We start from the raw sequence: 15175 nt of genomic DNA on the forward strand, positions 1-15175 counted from the left end.
CTCTTCGATCCTACTTTCGCGTGATTCCTAACGACGACAGTCGTGCGCAAGATGAGGGCTCGTTCGATGCGCGCTGGGCGGTCCGACTGCTCCTCCACTGCAACGGCCTCCCGAGGGACCGCCCGGCGTTGCATTGAACGTACAACTTTGTTTTACACCGATCACGCGACTTCCTAGAATTCAGGGCAACCTGCAGACGGAGAGCGCGACCATGGAAGTGGTGTTGAAGAAAATGGGAAACAGTACCGCGTTGATCCTCCCCCCGACCGTGCTCCGCAACCTGGGCTTGACCGCCGGCCACGCGCTGACGCTGGAGACCACGTCCGACCGCCGCATCGTCCTGACGCCCAAGCGCAAGTACACGCTGGCCGAGATGATTGCCCAGTGCGATCTTTCCGCGCCGGCGCCGGCAGATATGGCGGCCTGGGACAGCATGAAGCCGGAAGGCGGTGAAGTGTGGTGAGGAAAGTCTTTGACCGAGGGGACATCGTCGCGGTGCCGCTAGATCCCGTCCTGGGGCACGAGCAGCGCGGGACTCGCCCCGCCCTCGTGCTCACTCCCAAGGCATTCAACGCGCTCGGAGACGCGTTGGTGGCGCCCATCACCCAGGGAGGCGACTTCGCTCGCCATGCGGGGTTCGCGGTCACGCTGACCGGCACAGGATGCAAGACCCAAGGTGCGGCCCTGGTCAACAAGATCAGAATGCTGGACCTCGACGCGCGCAAAGCACGACGCATCGAGCAGGCGCCGGCCGAAGTGATCGACGACGCCTTAGCGCGACTTTCCGCATTGCTGCAATAGGCGCAACGGACGCGACGACGTCGTCACGACGTGCAGGCCACGAACGATAGAAGCCCAATCGATACGCCTGGGCTTCCGAAGGCCACAACGAGCGGTTTTCCAGATGAGTCCCGTTAGGGCTGGAAGATTGAGAAGGCCACCAGGGCAAGACGCATTCTGCGTCCAAGCGCCGACAGGTTCATCGAAGCAGTCGAGGCTGTTGCAGAAACGACGAGGGGCCCGCAGGCCCCTCGATCGAAGTCATTGCGCAGCAGTGACGTTTACTTCTTCGCCACCTTCGCCGGCCGCTTCGCGCCGGTCGCATCGGCCGGTGCGGTCGCACCCTTCACCGCCGCCTGCGCGAGCTTGAAGAACACGTCCGTGTTGTCGATGACGCCGGTGAACGCCAGCGCGCCCGGGCCGAAGGCCGACAGCGGGATGTCCGTCGCCGTGTGCACCGCCTGCTCGCCGGGCACCTGGCCCGTGACCAGGAACTCGCCCGTCGCGTCGTCGCGCTCGGCGGCGTTGGCCGGGTACCACTTCAGCGGTTCGGACTTGGCCATTGGCTGCTGCGAATCCCGCAGCGGCGTCGCGTTCGTGCGCCAGTCTTCGTAGCGGTCCGCGTTCGCACCGTATCCCACCAGCAGGCGATAGTCGATGTCGGTCGCTTCCGGGTAGCCGTCCGCAGCGATGCGATAGCGCGGGAAGCCCGCCTTCTCGTACACGCCGACGACCTTGTCGCGCAGGTTGGCCGCGCCCTTCTTCGTCGCCGCGTCCAGCAGCGCCTGGTCTGTCAGCATCGAGCCGCCGATCAGCGCCGCGCCCGAGCACTCGTGGTCCGCCGTCACGATGACCAGCGTGTCGCCGTTCTCGCGCGCGAAATCCTGCGCGACCTGCACCGCCCGATCGAACTCGATCGTGTCCAGCATCCAGCGCTCGCTGTCCATGTTGTGCGCCTGCTTGTCGATCGACGCCCCCTCGATCATCAGCACGAAGCCCTTCTGCTGCTTCTTCAGTGTCGCGATCGCGGCCTTGGCCATCTCGTCGAGCATCGGCTGGTCGGGGAAGCCGTAGTCGTCGACCACGCTGCCGCCCGCCAGGCCCTTCTTCGCGCCGCGTCGGCCGTCGATCTTGTCCAGCGCCACGTTCATGTTGGAGAACGCGAACAGGCCGAGCAGCTTGTCGGCGCCCGCGCCCGCCGTGGCGGCTTCGAGTGCCGTCTTCGTCGGCGCGTAGCGGTAGCCCGCGCCCTGGAATTCCTGGATCAGGTCGCGGCCCTTGTCCTTCGCGCCCGGCGCGGCGCCCCAGCGCTTGACGATCTCCGAGGTGTGGGGATCGGTCGCTGAGAACGCGTAGTCGTTGCCGTCGGCGCGCTCCGAGCCCGCCGTGCCCGCCGGGAGGAACCACTTGCGGCCTCCGCCCAGCAGCACGGTCAGCCCCGTGCGCGAGCGGTCATCGAAGAACTGGTCCACGATGCCGGTGCCCGCGCCGCGGTTGCTCGTGTGCACCGCGTTGCCGGCCGGCGTCGCGTCGAACACATCTGCCGTCGTCACGATGCCCAGCGCCTTGCCCTGCGTGCGGTGCAGGTACTCGGACAGGTATTCGATGCGCGGGTTGTCGAAGGGCTCGATCGTGTCGTCGGGGAACACGCCTTCTTCATTGTTGTTGTTCTTGTTGCCCGAGACGTAGGACGTCATGCCCGGCGACGAGTCCGTCACCACCGAGTTCAAGGACGCCGTCTTGACCATGCCCGTCGCCGGGAAAGTGTCCATCGCCAGCGGGTTGATCACCTTGCCCTGCGCATAGCCGCCCTTGACGATGCGGGCCGCCGTTCGTTGCGCCGCGCCCATGCCGTCACCCAGCAGGATGATGATGTTCTTGACCTTCGGGCCCATGGCCGCGGTGAACGGCACGACATCGAAGTTGCCGGTGGCGGCAACCTTCTGGCCATCCGACTGCGTGGCCTCGACGCTGAACTCGTGGCGGCCGGCCTTCTCCAAGCTCACCGCGCGGATCGTGGCGATCGCGGTCTCCGCGCTCACGCCCTTCACGCAGCCGGTGGCGCAGTCGCGCAGCGCGACCGTCGCGTCGACCGGCTTGCCGTCGATCACGAAGCGCGCGGCCGTGATGCGCTGGCCGGCGTCCGGCTTGATCGTCGCCTGCAGGTCGAAGCGCTGACCGGGCAGGAAGCGCGCGATCACGGGCTCCGGCTGGCCGGTGGAGAAACGCTCGCTCGGCGGCGTCAGTCGCGTCACGGTCGGCGCGGCCTGGGCGGCACTCAAGGCCAGCAGCGCGCAGGCGCCGGCGAGCAGGGAAGGCAGGTGTTTCATCGTGGAGGACTCGAGTCGGGGAAATCGGGAACCGCGCGGGCTGCGGTCAGGAACAGGTCAATGACGATGGCCGCGGCTGTCGGGCTGGGCGGAGGCGGACGCCGACTGCGCTTCGAGCGCGCCGGGCGGCAGCTGCAGGCGGATCCAGGAGACCCGGCCGGACTCGTCTTCGACGCGGCCGATGGACAGCGTGCCGGTGAGCACCACCAGCCCGTCGCGATGGGCGACCAGGCGTTCCTGTTGCGACGGATCGAGCAACACCGTCACGGCCGCCGCGGGCAGGTCGTCCGCCTCGCCGTCGGCGTGTTCGCTCATGCGCACCGGGCGCGGCGTGAGCCAGAAGCGACCGGGCCTGGCCTGCTCCTGCGCGACCATGTAGCCGACCAGGCGCACCGGGCGACCGTCGGCGGCGCGCAGCGCGTCGGACAACTCCAGCCCGGCCGGACCGATCGGCGACTTGAAGAACTGGGAGAACTTCAGGTCGGACGTCGCATCGGTCGCCGTCGCGAGCGGCGCGGACTCGGCGTGCGCCACAAAGGCGGCCAGAGGAAGGACGACGGCGGCGCAGAGCACGGCGATCGAGCGGGCGGCACGACGGGCAAGCCGCGTACCTGTGGTGAGTTGGACGCACATAGGGACGCGATTCTTTCGGTCCCGCATGACGGTTCCGTGACGCTCCGTTTTTCTTGCTTGACACCGGCCTCCGCGCCACGCGAAGCTGGCCCGGCAGCACAAGGGAGTCCATGAACACGCCAGACCCCAGTCCCGGTCGGCAAGCCGCCAACGCGCTCTACGCGCGGCGTGCGCCGGTCTACGACTACGAGTTGATGCCGGTGGCGCCGCTGCGTCGCGAGGCGATCGCCCTGCTCGACCTGCAGCCGGGGCAGACCGTGCTCGACATCGGTGCGGGCACCGGGCTGAGCCTGCCCGGCCTGAGCGCCGCCGTCGGCCGTACCGGCCGGATCGTCGCCGTCGAGCCCTGCGACACGATGATGCGTCAGGCCAAGCAACGCGCGCGGGTGGATCACCTTCCCACGCCGATCGACTACCTCGGTGTCGCCGCGGAAGACGCGGACTACGCCTCCGTGCTCGGCACGCGCCGCGCTGACGCGGCGATCTTCTTCTTCACGCACGACGTGCTGCAGAGCGAAGAGGGGTTGCAGCGCGCCTTCGCCGCCCTCAAGCCCGGCGCGCGCATCGTGGCGGCGGGCCTGGCCTGGGCGCCGCCGTGGATGCCGATGAGCAACCTGTTCGTGCTCGGGGCGGCGATGCATTCGATCGTGCGCATGGACGGGCTCGACTGTCCGTGGCGCTTGCTGGAGGCTCGAATGAAGAACGCGGAGGTCGAGCGCCGTTGGCTCGCCTCCGCGTATGTGTTGAAAGGCCATGTCTAGCTGGCCCCTTCACGACGCTCATCCGGAGGCGGGCTTCACCTCGAACGCGTCTTGTCCATGCCGGCCACCAGACGCTTCGCTCCAGCCTGACGGAGCACATCGAGCAGTTCCGCCAGCGTGTAGGGCGGTTTCTTGAGCTCCTTGACGGCTTGAGACACTGCGCGAGACATCGCCTCGGGATGTGCGTCGAAGACCTCATCCAGGAACTCGCCGGGACGCAGCACCCTGACACCCAGACGCTTCATCTGCGTCACAGCGAAATCCTTGATGTTGTCCGTCAGCAGGATGACGTCGTACACGGGGCTCTCATCTCCTTCGGTATCTCGGTCAGCCGCATGCCGAAGTGCCAGAGCTGCCGCTGCCACGTGTCGATCTTTCGCGTCGACCTGCTTCGGCACGGCTTCGAAGTCGGCGCTCGACATGAATACCTCCCACTCCGGACAGCGAACCTTCATGGCGCGAAGGCGACCCGCCGCCTTCGTTCGATCGATGCCGTAGACCTTCACCATGTTGCGGAGGTACTCGTCATCGATGTTTGCCGTCCAGTGCGCCGAGAACAGGCCCTCCGCCCGCATGTCCATGAGGACGTCGCTCAGCCGCAGCCTGAGTTGCACGCAGGTATCCAGGACGACGAACGTGTCGCTGCGGTTCACGGACGAATCTTGCGACCTGCTTTGGTGGCGGCCTTCATTGACTTGGAAGCGCCTGCGCTCTCTCGGACGACGTTCTTGAAGTGCCCTTCCGGGACGTCGTACAACCCAGCTTCCATGCCCGCCTCACGAGGGGATTTGGCTCCGTCGAACTGCCTGGTCCGATCCTCCAGGTAGGCCTGCACCGCCGAAGCCCGGATGCGGCGATGCCCTCCTTCTGTCATGACGACCTCGCCCAGCTTGCCTTGATCGCAGAGCATGGACACGTGGGGTCGGCTGACTTCGAGCTTCGACGCCGCCTGCGCCGTGGTGAGCAGTCCGTCCGCCACCGCCGGTCTTGCCTCCGACACGGCGCCTTCATCGGCCTCGGCGTTCGCCAACTTGGCGATCAGCGCCATCCGCAGTGCCTTGCCTTCCGCGGTCCGGGCGCTCAGGGACCGGTCCAGGGCCTTGGCGACAAGCACCGTGATGTAGGCCTCCAGATCGACCGAACTGGTTTCAGAAGCACCCGCGGAGGCGTTCCTGCCGACCTTGGTCGGCGGACACACGAAGCTCTTCACTTCGGCAGCCACCACCTTCCCCACCTGCTCGGCGATGGGGTTCAGCGGATCCGCAAGGTGGGACACGTACCTCGCGACGGCGGCGGCCTTGGCAACAGTGTGGTGAGCGCGAGGCATCAGTGGTCTCCGTCGGAATGCCAGGGAGCGCTCATCATATCAAACTCGAAAATATCAAAAAATAGGAAACAGCCGTCGAGAGGCGGCTGTCGCCAACTGCTTCACTCCTCCAACGGCACAAAGATCCACAGCAGCAGGTACAGCAGCACGCCACCGCCGGCGCAGGTCGTGAGCGCGACGAACACGATGCGCCAGAACCACGCCGCCAGGCCGCTGAGCCGGGCGAGTCCGCCGCACACGCCGCCTATCCAGCGGTCGTCGCGGCTGCGGCGGAAGGTGTTGATGGCGTTCACCACCGGCGCACCGCTGCTGTTGCCGTGCGGCGTGGCGTAGGCGTAGGAGGTCGAGCTCGACGACCGGGCGCTGGCGTTCAGCACGCGTTCCTTGGCCTTCGCGAACTCCTCGTCGCTGAGGATGCCGCGTTGATGCAGATCGGCCAGGCGGTTGAGTTCTTCGCTGTCGGACATGGTGGGCTCCTTTCCGGGAGAGTGGTGCATCGGTGGATGCGATGGGTTGAAGACTACGCATCGGCGCCTCACGCCGCGAGCCGCGTGCGACCGGCTGCATCTGGGCGCGATGCGGAGCGGATGAGCCGCGACAGGGCGTTTCCACCCAGGTCCGGCGCCGCGCGCCGGACTAGCATTCCCGTCCATGATCCTCGAAACCATCGAACTGCAGACGCGCGAGGCGCCCCGCTTCAGCCTGCTGGTGCTGCACGGCCTGGGCGCCGACGGCAACGACTTCGTGCCCGTGGTCCAGGCCCTGGACCTGTCGCCGGTGCTGGCGCTGGGCGGCCTGCGCGTCGTGCTGCCCAGCGCGCCCCAGATCCCCGTGACCATCAACGGCGGCATGCGCATGCGCGCCTGGTACGACATCCGCCATGGCGACCTCAGCCAGCGCGAGGACGCCGACGGCCTGCGCGTGTCGCAGCGCCTGGTCGAGGACCTGATCGCCCGTGAGGAGAGCGAGTTCGGCATCCCGCCGGAGCGCGTCGTGCTGATGGGCTTTTCGCAAGGCTGCGCGATGACGCTGATGACCGGACTGCGGTATCCGAAGCGGCTCGCGGGGCTGGTCGGCCTGTCCGGCTATCTGCCGGTCCTCGGCACGACCGAGGCGGAACGCAACGCCGCCAACGCGCACACCCCGATCTTCCTGGCGCACGGCAGCAACGACGGCGTCGTCGTGCCCGCCCGGGCGCATGCGTCGCTGGCCGAGCTGCGCCGGCTCGACTATGAGGTCGAGTGGCATGAGTACCCGATGGCCCACGAGGTCGCCATGGACGAGATCCAGGCCCTGCAGGCCTGGCTCGTGAAGACGCTGACCGCGGCAGACGCGGCGGGCGGCTGAGCCGCTGCCTCCTCCGATCTCGGCTCCCCCGCCTTCCCGCCCCTTTCCCGACTCCTTCCTCCGACTATGTCCACCCGGTCCTTCCTGTCCTCGCTCCCCGCGCTGTCGCTCGCCCTGCTGCCGCTCGCGCCGCTGGCCGCGGCCACACCGCCGCAGTCCGCCACGCCGGTCGCCGCCGCAGCAGCCGCCGTCGGCCAGCCCGTCGCCGCCAGGCTGCCGATCACGCACGACGTCTATGCCACCTGGCGCAGCATCCAGCACACGCAGCTGAGCCGCGACGGCCAATGGATCGCCTACGCGCTGGTCGCGCAGGAGGCCGACGGAGAACTCGTCGTGCGCCACGTCGCCGACGGCCGCGAGTACCGCGCGCCGCGCGGCACCTCGCCGCAGTTCAGCGCCGACGGACGCTTCGTCGCCTTCGCCGTGCAGCCGACGCGCGTCGATCTCGACAAGGCCAAGAAGGACAAGAAGAAGGGCGACGACGCGCCCAAGGCCGGCGCGGCGTGGATGGATCTCGCCACCGGCAAGGTCGACGTCGTCGAGCGCGTGAAGCGCTTCGCCTGGGGCAAGGACGGCGGGCAGCATCTGGCGCTGCTGATGGAGGCGCCGGCCAAGAAAGACGCCAAGGACGCCAAGGACACGAAGCCGTCGGCCGCGAAGGCGGATGTCGACAGCGATGGCGATCTCCGCGATGTCGACACCCTCTCCGACCAGGAAGCGCCCGCTGAAGGCGGCGGCCCCTCCGCGAAGAAGGCCCCCGGCAACGACCTGCTGCTGATCGACGCCGAGACGAAGCAACGCAACACCTTCAAGGACGCGTCCGACTTCGCCTGGAACAACGCCGGCACGCTGCTGGCCTACGTGGTCTCCGTCAAGGAGCCGGCGAAGAAGGACGCGGCCAAGCCGGCCGCGCCGGCAGCGGTGCCTTCATCCGCCACCGCCGCTTCGGGTGTTCCTGGCGCTTCCGGCGCTTCGGACGCCGCCGCCACCGTCGCCGAGGCAAAACCTGCCACCGACGAAACCGCCCGCGAAGGCGTCTACGTCATCGACCCGGCCTCGCCGACTCAGGCGCGCGCGGTGATGTCCGGCGCCGGCAGCTACAAGCAGCTGCGTTTCGACGAGGCCGGCCGCCGCCTGGCCTTCGTCAGCAACCGCGACCACATCGCGGAGACCAAGGTCGCCGAGAAGGCGAAGAAGGCCGACGACAAGAGGGAAGAGAAGAAGGACGAGAAGGCCGACAAGCCCGATCCGACCCCGTTCAAGCTCTTCCTGTGGAAGGCCGGCCAGGAGCGCGCCTCGGTGCTGGTCAGCGGCGAGACCGCCGGCATGCCCGCCGGCTGGACGCCGAGCGAGCACGCCGCACTCGCCTTCAGCAAGGACGGCCAGCGCCTGTTCCTCGGCACCGCCGAACTCCCCGCGCCGGAGCCCAAGGATGCGCCCGAGCCGATGAAGGTCGACCTCTGGCACTGGAAGGATCCGGAGCTTCAATCCGCGCAGAAGGCCAAGGCCGAGCGCGAACGCGCGCGCAACTACCGCGCGGTCGTGCACCTCGGCACCGACGTCGACGCGGCGCGTTTCGTCCAGCTCGGGACGAAGGAGCTCCCCACGATCCAGGTCAACGAGAACGCCGCCGTCGCGCTCGGCCTGAGCGAACTGCCCTACCGCCAGCTGATGTCCTGGGAAGGCGCCTACATGGATGCCTACGCCGTCGACCTCAACACCGGCGCGGCCAGACCGCTCGCGCGCAAGCTGCGTCACGCGCCGACGCTGTCGCCGGCTGGCCGCTACGTGCTGGGCTTCGACGCGCCGACCGCGCGCTGGATGGCCTGGCGCACCGACACCGCCGCCGCCGTCGACCTGACCGGCAAGATCAAGTCGCGCTTCGACAACGACGACCGCGACGTCCCCGACCTGCCCTCCCCCTACGGCAGCGCCGGCTGGACTGCCGACGACGACAGCGTCGTCGTCTACGACAAGTTCGACCTCTGGGCCGTGCAGCCGGCCACCGGCCAGTCGCGCAACCTCACGCAGGGCTGGGGCCGCAAGCAGCAGGTGCAGCTGCGCGTCGTGCCGCTGGATCCCGAGGACGCCGACAAGAAGCCGCTGCCCGCCGACGCGCTGACGCTGGCCGGCACGCACGACATCACGCGCGCCAGCGGCTACTTCCGCGTCGATGCGACCGGGGGTGCGCCCAAGACCCTGATCCAGGACGACCGCATGATCGGGGGCCTGATCAAGGCCAAGGATGCGGACCGCATCGTCTTCACGCAGCAGACCTTCACGCAGTTCCCGGACCTGTGGACCTCCACGCTCGCGTTCCAGCAGCCGCAGCAGATCAGCGCCGCCAATCCGCAGCAGTCGCGCTACGCCTGGGGCACGCAGGAACTGGTCGAGTACACCGCCGCCGACGGGAAGAAGCTGCGGGCGCTGCTCGCCAAGCCGGCGGACTTCGACCCGAAGAAGCAGTACCCGATGATGGTCTACATCTACGAGAAGATGACCGACAACCGGTACCGCTACATCCCGCCGGCGCCGGCGCAGAACATCAACGTCACGCGCTACGTCAGCAACGGCTACCTCGTGCTGCGCCCGGACATCGTCTACACGACCGGTCATCCGGGCAAGAGCGCGATGAACACGGTGCTGCCGGCGATCCGCCAGCAGATCGCCAAGGGCTACGTCGATCCGAAGCGCGTCGGCATCCAGGGTCACAGCTGGGGCGCGTACCAGATCAACTACCTGATCACGCACACCAACCAGTTCCGCGCGGCGGAGGCCGGCGCGTCGATGGCCAACATGGTCAGCGGCTACGGCGGCATCCGCTGGGGCGCCGGCATCAGCCGCGCGTTCCAGTACGAGCACGGCCAGAGCCGCATCGGCGCCACGCCCTGGGAGCGTCCGGACCTGTACCTGGAGAACTCGCCGATCTTCCGCGTCGACAAGGTCACCACGCCCTACCTGACCATCCACAACGACGAGGACGATGCCGTGCCCTGGTACCAGGGCATCGAGTTCTTCACCGCGCTGCGCCGCCTCGGCAAGGAGGCGTACTGGTTCAACTACAACGGCGAGAAGCACGGTCTGCGCGAGCGCGACAACATGAAGCACTTCACCGTGCACATGGCCGAGTTCTTCGACCACTACCTGCTCGGCAGCCCGCGCCCGGCGTGGATGGACCAACCCGTGCCTTACCTTGAGCGTGGCAAACGCGACGTGATGGGTCAGTTCAAGCCGGCGACGCCCGAGACCGCCGTGGCCAAGGGCCAGGAATCGTCGACCGCCACGCCCGCCGCACCCACCTCGAGCGCCAGGTAAGGCGTCGACTCAGGGCTGCGGTTCCGCGTTCTGCGCGGCCTGCCGCGCGCTCTCGATGCGCTCGCCGATCGGCGGATGCGTCGAGAGCCACGGGGTGCCGGTGTCGACGCGGCCGTCCCGCCGCCGCGCCTCCAGCACCTTGAGCCATGCCCCGACCAGCGTTTCGTTGGGCAGATGTTCGCGCAGGATCAGGCGCTGCGCCTCGGCGTCGGAGTCGCGCTCCGCGTCGCGCGAGTAACCCAGCGTCTGGGCCATGGGCAACGCCCCTGCCGCGACCGACTGGAAGTCGCCCAGCACCACGCCCGCCACCGACAGCAGCCCGGCCCCCTGCACCAGATGGCGCATGGCATGCCGGTGCTTCACATGGCCGGCCTCGTGGCCGAGCACGGCGACCAGCTCGTCGTCGCTGAGCGCCTCGACCAGACCGTCGAAGGCGAAGATCGTGCCGTTGGGCAGCGCCATCGCGTTGAATCCGGGCAGGTCGCCCTGGCGCGCGAATCGGACGTTCAACATCATTCCCGGGAACACCCGTCCGGCGACCTCGGCGAAACGCGCGCGTATCGCCTGCTGGCGTTGCGCCGGCACCCGGGAGGGTCTCAGCCACGTGGACTCGAGCTGCTGCTCGACCCGCTTGCCGACGGCGTCGTCGAGCTGCGTCGGGATCAGCGGCAGCGCGGCGCGCGCCAGCAGGCTCGCGCCCTGGCGGTCGAACCACAGGACCAGCGCCATCAGCGCCACCAGCGCGCACACGGCCAGACTCCAGCTGCCGGCGGTCTGCGCCATCAGCGACTGTCCGCCCAGCACCCGGCCCATGGCGCTGTCCGCCGGGAGCCAGATCGTGCCGCCGTCCGGCAGGCCGACGGGCGTGGGTCGACCGCGCCACCATTCGCCGACCTGCAGGGCCTTGCGGGTGTAGCGGCGCAGGCCGGGCATCGACGGCCGCGACGCGGCCAGTTCCGCCTCCGACGGCGGCATCGACGAGGCCGACTGCCCGCGCGGCGGCCACGGCATGAATTCGAGGTGGTTCCGGCCCAGGCGCACGCGCACTTCCTGCGGCCGGTTCTCGGCGCCGTCGAACCAGCGGGCGGTGGCGGTGTGGATCTGCGGTCTCATGCCGGGTTTTGCCTTCACCAGCCGATGTCGAGGCCGAAGGCCCCGGCGGCGCCGTCGCCGGCCGCGCCGCGACCGGGACCGCGACCAGGACCAGGACCACGACGTTGAGGCGCCCGCACGAGGACCGCATCGATGGGCATGTCGGACAGCACCGTCAGGCCTTCGATGCGCAGCTTGGCCAGGCGCACAACGAGGAACGGCCAGTACAGGCCCAGCGTCAGCAAGGTCAGCAGGCCACCGACCAGCAGCGTCTTGAACAGGGGAACCACGGGAAGCTCATACGCGAACTCAATCCCGTCGCCCAGCCGGGTGCTGTGCCAGACCAGGTGCTGCAGTCGCGCGACGTAGACCGGCCAGGCGATGACGCCGACCACGCCGAGGGCCCCGAGCGGCAGGAAGGTCGCGAGCCACGGGACCTCCGCGCCCATCACCTGCTTCAGTCCCATCGACAGTCCCACGCCGAGCAGGCCCGCCACCGCGCCGGCGACGATCAGCGCGGCGGCCAGACGCAGGTACAGGCCGTAGAACGCGTCCAGGGACAGCTTGAAGTCGAAGGCCAGCGCGCCGTAGCGGGCATGCGCATGCTGGAAGCGCTTGAGCCGGCCGTGCGCGAGCGGCAGCAGCAGCACGAGTGCGACACCCGCCAGGCCGTCGACGAGAGGGCCGAGCCCCAGCCCGCCGATGACCGACACCAGCGTCCACGCCACCAGCATCGGCATGCAGGACGCGTAGACGGTGACGGCATCCGCCTCGAAACCGAAGCGCATGCCGCGCCAGCTGGTGTTGGCCAGCTTGAAGCGATGGACGCTGCCGAACAGCAGCGGTCCGATCGCGTAGAGCGCGCCCAGCGTGGCCAGGCCCACCACCGCGGCGCCGTCGAACACGTGGAGGTAGGCCACCAGCAGCACCACCGCCAGCACGCGGCCGACGAGGATGCGGCGCGGGTCGCCATGGAAATCGAAAGGCTCGCCGGCCAGCAGCGTGTGTCGCGCGAACCACCGGGCCTTGCGCCGCTTCGCCCAGGCGGAATAGACACCCAGCGTCGCCAGCGTCAGCAGCAGGTTGATGATCCAGATGCGGAAGTAGTCGGCACCGGCGCCGGTGAACTCCAGCCGCTGGGCGTGCCGCTGGACCGCCAGCCCGCCCAGCGCGGACGACGCCCCCGACGGCCGGACCGCCGGCCGCGCAGGCGCAGGCGCAGGCGACGCCGACACCGCGCCGCGCACAGGCGCGGACGGGGTTGGCGCCTCCCGCGGTGCCTTGGGCACCAGCGTCAGCTCGGTCGTGCTCTCGATCAATCCCTCGACTCCCGGGCTCTAGGCGGCCCGGGCGAGAGTCTACTAAAGCACTTCGGCGCCCAGCCGCCCTCGGACGAGCGCGTGATGCCGGGCGTCAGCCGGCTGGAACAGCGCCACCAGCGCCGCCATCAGCGCGCGCGCCTTTTCCGAGTTGTCGCCCTCGTAATTGCAGACGTAGACGTCCAGCGTCACCGAGGCGATCTCCGGCCAGGTGTGCAGCGCGACATGGGATTCGGCCAGCAACAGCATGCCGGTGATGCCGCCAGGCTGGCCGTCGGCGGCGTCAGGGAAACGGTGCCAGTGCTCGCCGACGACGGTCAGGCCCGCTTCTTCGGCGGCCGCTCGGACCGACCGGGCAAGACCTGGCCCGTCAATCAGCAGTCCGCTGTTGACGCAGCCGGCAAGGTCGGCGGTGAGGTGCAAGCCGTTCATGGGCGCGATCAATCGGCCGACTGGCCTGCTTCCGACAGCAGCACGTGGCAGCGTTCCTCGTGCAAGGCGATCTCTTCCAAGGTGATCTCGATGTCGTTCAGCTGCTGCTGGAGCTGGCGGCGATGCTGCTGGAGGACGTCGAGGAAGGCGCGCGCCTGCGGGACCGTGTCCGACTGGCTGTCATACATGTCCACGAGCTGCTTGATCTCCTGCAGCGACAGGCCCAGCCGCTTGCCGCGCAGCGTCAGCTTCAGCCGTGTGCGGTCCCGTTGCGTGTAGACGCGGTTGCGACCGGCGCGAGCCGGCGTCAGCAGGCCCATGTCCTCGTAGAAACGGATGGCGCGGGGGGTGATGTCGAACTCGGCCGCCAGCTCGGTGATCGTGAACAACGGGCCCGCGTCGTCGCCGGCCTCGGGCAGCGCGTCCTCGGACAGGTCGTCGGCCGGGGTCGGGCGGGGAGAGGGGCTCATGGCTACACTGGCAAATGACGTTGACGTAAACGTAAGTCTAAAGCCATGGCCAATCCTCGCGAATCGGAACTCTCCTACCCCCTGGGCGACACGCTGCCGGGCCCCGGCGAAGCGCTGGACCTGGTGCCCGGCGTGCGCTGGGTGCGGATGGGGCTGCCCTTCGCGCTGGACCACATCAACCTCTGGCTGCTGCGCGACACGTTGGACGGCCGCGAGGGCTGGACCATCGTCGATTGCGGGATCCACAACGACACGACGAAAGCGAACTGGGAGCGCGTGTTCGCCGAACGCCTGGACGGGCTGCCGGTCCTGCGCGTGATCGTCACGCACTTCCATCCCGATCACCTCGGACTGGGGCACTGGCTGACGGAGCGCTGGCAGTGCCGGCTGTGGATCAGCGCGACCGATTACCAGCTGGCGCGGGTGGCGTCCTCGTCGACGGTCGGTCTGGGCGGTGAAGCGGCGGCGGCCTTCTTCGGCAGCCATGGGCTGAGCGATCCCGCGGCGCTGGAGAAGATCCGCGGTCGCGCCAGCTACTACCCGAGCATGGTGCCGGCGATCCCGGCCGCGTTCCGCCGGCTGATGGACGGCATGACGGTGCGCATCGGCGACCACGACTGGCGCTGTCTCGTGGGCTACGGCCATGCGCCGGAACACATCAGCCTCTTCAGCGAGTCCATGGGCGTGATGATCTCCGGCGACATGATGCTGCCGCGGATCTCGACCAACATCTCGGTGCTCGACGTGGAGCCGGAAGCGGATCCGCTGCAGCTCTACCTGGATTCGATCGCTCGGCTGACCGCGCTGCCGGCCGACACGCTGGTGCTGCCGGCGCACGGCAAGCCTTTCCGCGGACTGCATTCGCGCATCGATCAGCTGGAAGAGCACCATCGCGAGCGCCTGGCGGAAGTGCTGGAAGCCTGCACCGCCAAGCCCTGCCATGCGGCGGAGCTGCTGCCGATGATGTTCCGCCGCCCGCTGGACCTGCACCAGACGACCTTCGCGATGGGCGAGGCGGTGGCTCACCTGAACCGGCTGTGGCTGGGCGGACAGCTGCGTCGCTCGCTGGACGAGGACGGCATCCATCGCTTCTCGGCGTGATCTCCGCCTGAAGCAGGAAAAAACGAACCCCAGAAAGACAGTCGCCGCCGCCCCGATCACGGGACGGCGGCGCTGCGCCTTTTTATGCATCAGCTTGTCGGCTCTGAGCGCGGGTTGTCCTGACGCGGCCTGTCGGCCGGGGAACCCTGAGCGCCGCCACGAGCGGAACGCGGGAGGAGGTTCTGACTCAGATGCGAGTGATGACAGCAATCCCTAGTGTGTCGCCACACCCAAATTAGCTACAAGCCCCCCTGAAGGGGGAGCCCGC

At 68.6% G+C, this 15175-nt stretch carries 15 protein-coding genes; 6 read left to right on the forward strand and 9 right to left on the reverse strand.

What is annotated here, in order from left to right:
- Positions 1-211: 211 nt before the first annotated feature.
- A complete protein-coding gene (locus ACQZ13_RS26435) occupies positions 212-463 on the forward strand; it encodes an AbrB/MazE/SpoVT family DNA-binding domain-containing protein (protein WP_431048814.1) in 252 nt (83 codons plus the stop codon).
- Positions 457-801: a type II toxin-antitoxin system ChpB family toxin gene (locus tag ACQZ13_RS26440; RefSeq protein ID WP_431048815.1), complete on the forward strand. Its 345-nt coding sequence runs from the start codon at positions 457-459 to the stop codon at positions 799-801. The genes ACQZ13_RS26435 and ACQZ13_RS26440 overlap by 7 nt, the downstream gene beginning before the upstream one ends.
- A gap of 260 nt (positions 802-1061) precedes the next feature.
- Here the strand turns inward: ACQZ13_RS26440 and ACQZ13_RS26445 are convergent, their stop codons facing one another.
- On the reverse strand, positions 1062-3110 hold the full coding sequence (locus ACQZ13_RS26445) for an alkaline phosphatase (protein WP_431048816.1): 2049 nt from the start codon (positions 3108-3110) through the stop codon (positions 1062-1064).
- A gap of 57 nt (positions 3111-3167) precedes the next feature.
- On the reverse strand, positions 3168-3743 hold the full coding sequence (locus ACQZ13_RS26450; protein WP_431048817.1) for a hypothetical protein: 576 nt from the start codon (positions 3741-3743) through the stop codon (positions 3168-3170).
- Positions 3744-3853: 110 nt separating this feature from the next.
- Here ACQZ13_RS26450 and ACQZ13_RS26455 point away from each other — a divergent pair, with 110 nt between their 5' ends.
- Complete coding sequence (locus ACQZ13_RS26455) at positions 3854-4504, forward strand: class I SAM-dependent methyltransferase (protein ID WP_431048818.1); 651 nt, start codon at positions 3854-3856, stop codon at positions 4502-4504.
- 35 nt (positions 4505-4539) lie between these two features.
- Here the strand turns inward: ACQZ13_RS26455 and ACQZ13_RS26460 are convergent, their stop codons facing one another.
- The 3 genes from ACQZ13_RS26460 to ACQZ13_RS26470 form a co-directional block, all read right to left on the reverse strand.
- Complete coding sequence (locus ACQZ13_RS26460; RefSeq protein WP_431048819.1) at positions 4540-5157, reverse strand: hypothetical protein; 618 nt, start codon at positions 5155-5157, stop codon at positions 4540-4542.
- On the reverse strand, positions 5154-5831 hold the full coding sequence (locus ACQZ13_RS26465) for a helix-turn-helix domain-containing protein (protein WP_431048820.1): 678 nt from the start codon (positions 5829-5831) through the stop codon (positions 5154-5156). Before ACQZ13_RS26465 ends, ACQZ13_RS26460 begins: the two co-directional genes overlap by 4 nt.
- Positions 5832-5932: 101 nt before the next feature.
- On the reverse strand, positions 5933-6298 hold the full coding sequence (locus ACQZ13_RS26470; protein ID WP_431048821.1) for a PspC domain-containing protein: 366 nt from the start codon (positions 6296-6298) through the stop codon (positions 5933-5935).
- 184 nt (positions 6299-6482) lie between these two features.
- Between ACQZ13_RS26470 and ACQZ13_RS26475 the strand changes: the two genes are divergently transcribed.
- A complete protein-coding gene (locus ACQZ13_RS26475) occupies positions 6483-7178 on the forward strand; it encodes an alpha/beta hydrolase (RefSeq protein ID WP_431048822.1) in 696 nt (231 codons plus the stop codon).
- A gap of 66 nt (positions 7179-7244) precedes the next feature.
- Positions 7245-10493 (forward strand): prolyl oligopeptidase family serine peptidase, encoded by a 3249-nt coding sequence (locus ACQZ13_RS26480; RefSeq protein WP_431048823.1) that lies wholly within the window; start codon positions 7245-7247, stop codon positions 10491-10493.
- Positions 10494-10502: 9 nt separating this feature from the next.
- On the opposite strand, the gene ACQZ13_RS26485 is transcribed toward ACQZ13_RS26480, so the two are convergent.
- From ACQZ13_RS26485 to ACQZ13_RS26500, 4 genes are read right to left on the reverse strand one after another with little or no spacing between them, the layout of a single operon-like run.
- Entirely contained in the window at positions 10503-11606 is a 1104-nt protein-coding gene (locus ACQZ13_RS26485) for a M48 family metallopeptidase (RefSeq protein WP_431048824.1), read from the reverse strand.
- 14 nt (positions 11607-11620) lie between these two features.
- Positions 11621-12904: a YjgN family protein gene (locus ACQZ13_RS26490; RefSeq protein ID WP_431048825.1), complete on the reverse strand. Its 1284-nt coding sequence runs from the start codon at positions 12902-12904 to the stop codon at positions 11621-11623.
- A gap of 42 nt (positions 12905-12946) precedes the next feature.
- Positions 12947-13336 carry an S-adenosylmethionine decarboxylase family protein gene (locus ACQZ13_RS26495; protein ID WP_431048827.1) on the reverse strand — a complete coding sequence of 130 codons (390 nt, stop codon included), beginning with the start codon at positions 13334-13336 and terminating at the stop codon, positions 12947-12949.
- A gap of 8 nt (positions 13337-13344) precedes the next feature.
- Positions 13345-13806 carry a MerR family transcriptional regulator gene (locus ACQZ13_RS26500; protein ID WP_431048828.1) on the reverse strand — a complete coding sequence of 154 codons (462 nt, stop codon included), beginning with the start codon at positions 13804-13806 and terminating at the stop codon, positions 13345-13347.
- A 45-nt stretch (positions 13807-13851) separates the two neighbouring features.
- Here ACQZ13_RS26500 and ACQZ13_RS26505 point away from each other — a divergent pair, with 45 nt between their 5' ends.
- Positions 13852-14907, forward strand: a complete 1056-nt coding sequence (locus ACQZ13_RS26505; protein WP_431048829.1) for an MBL fold metallo-hydrolase — start codon at positions 13852-13854, stop codon at positions 14905-14907.
- Positions 14908-15175 lie beyond the last annotated feature (268 nt).

Origin of the sequence: Roseateles sp. L2-2 (genome assembly GCF_050613215.1) — a bacterium.
Taxonomy (GTDB): domain Bacteria; phylum Pseudomonadota; class Gammaproteobacteria; order Burkholderiales; family Burkholderiaceae_C; genus Roseateles; species Roseateles noduli.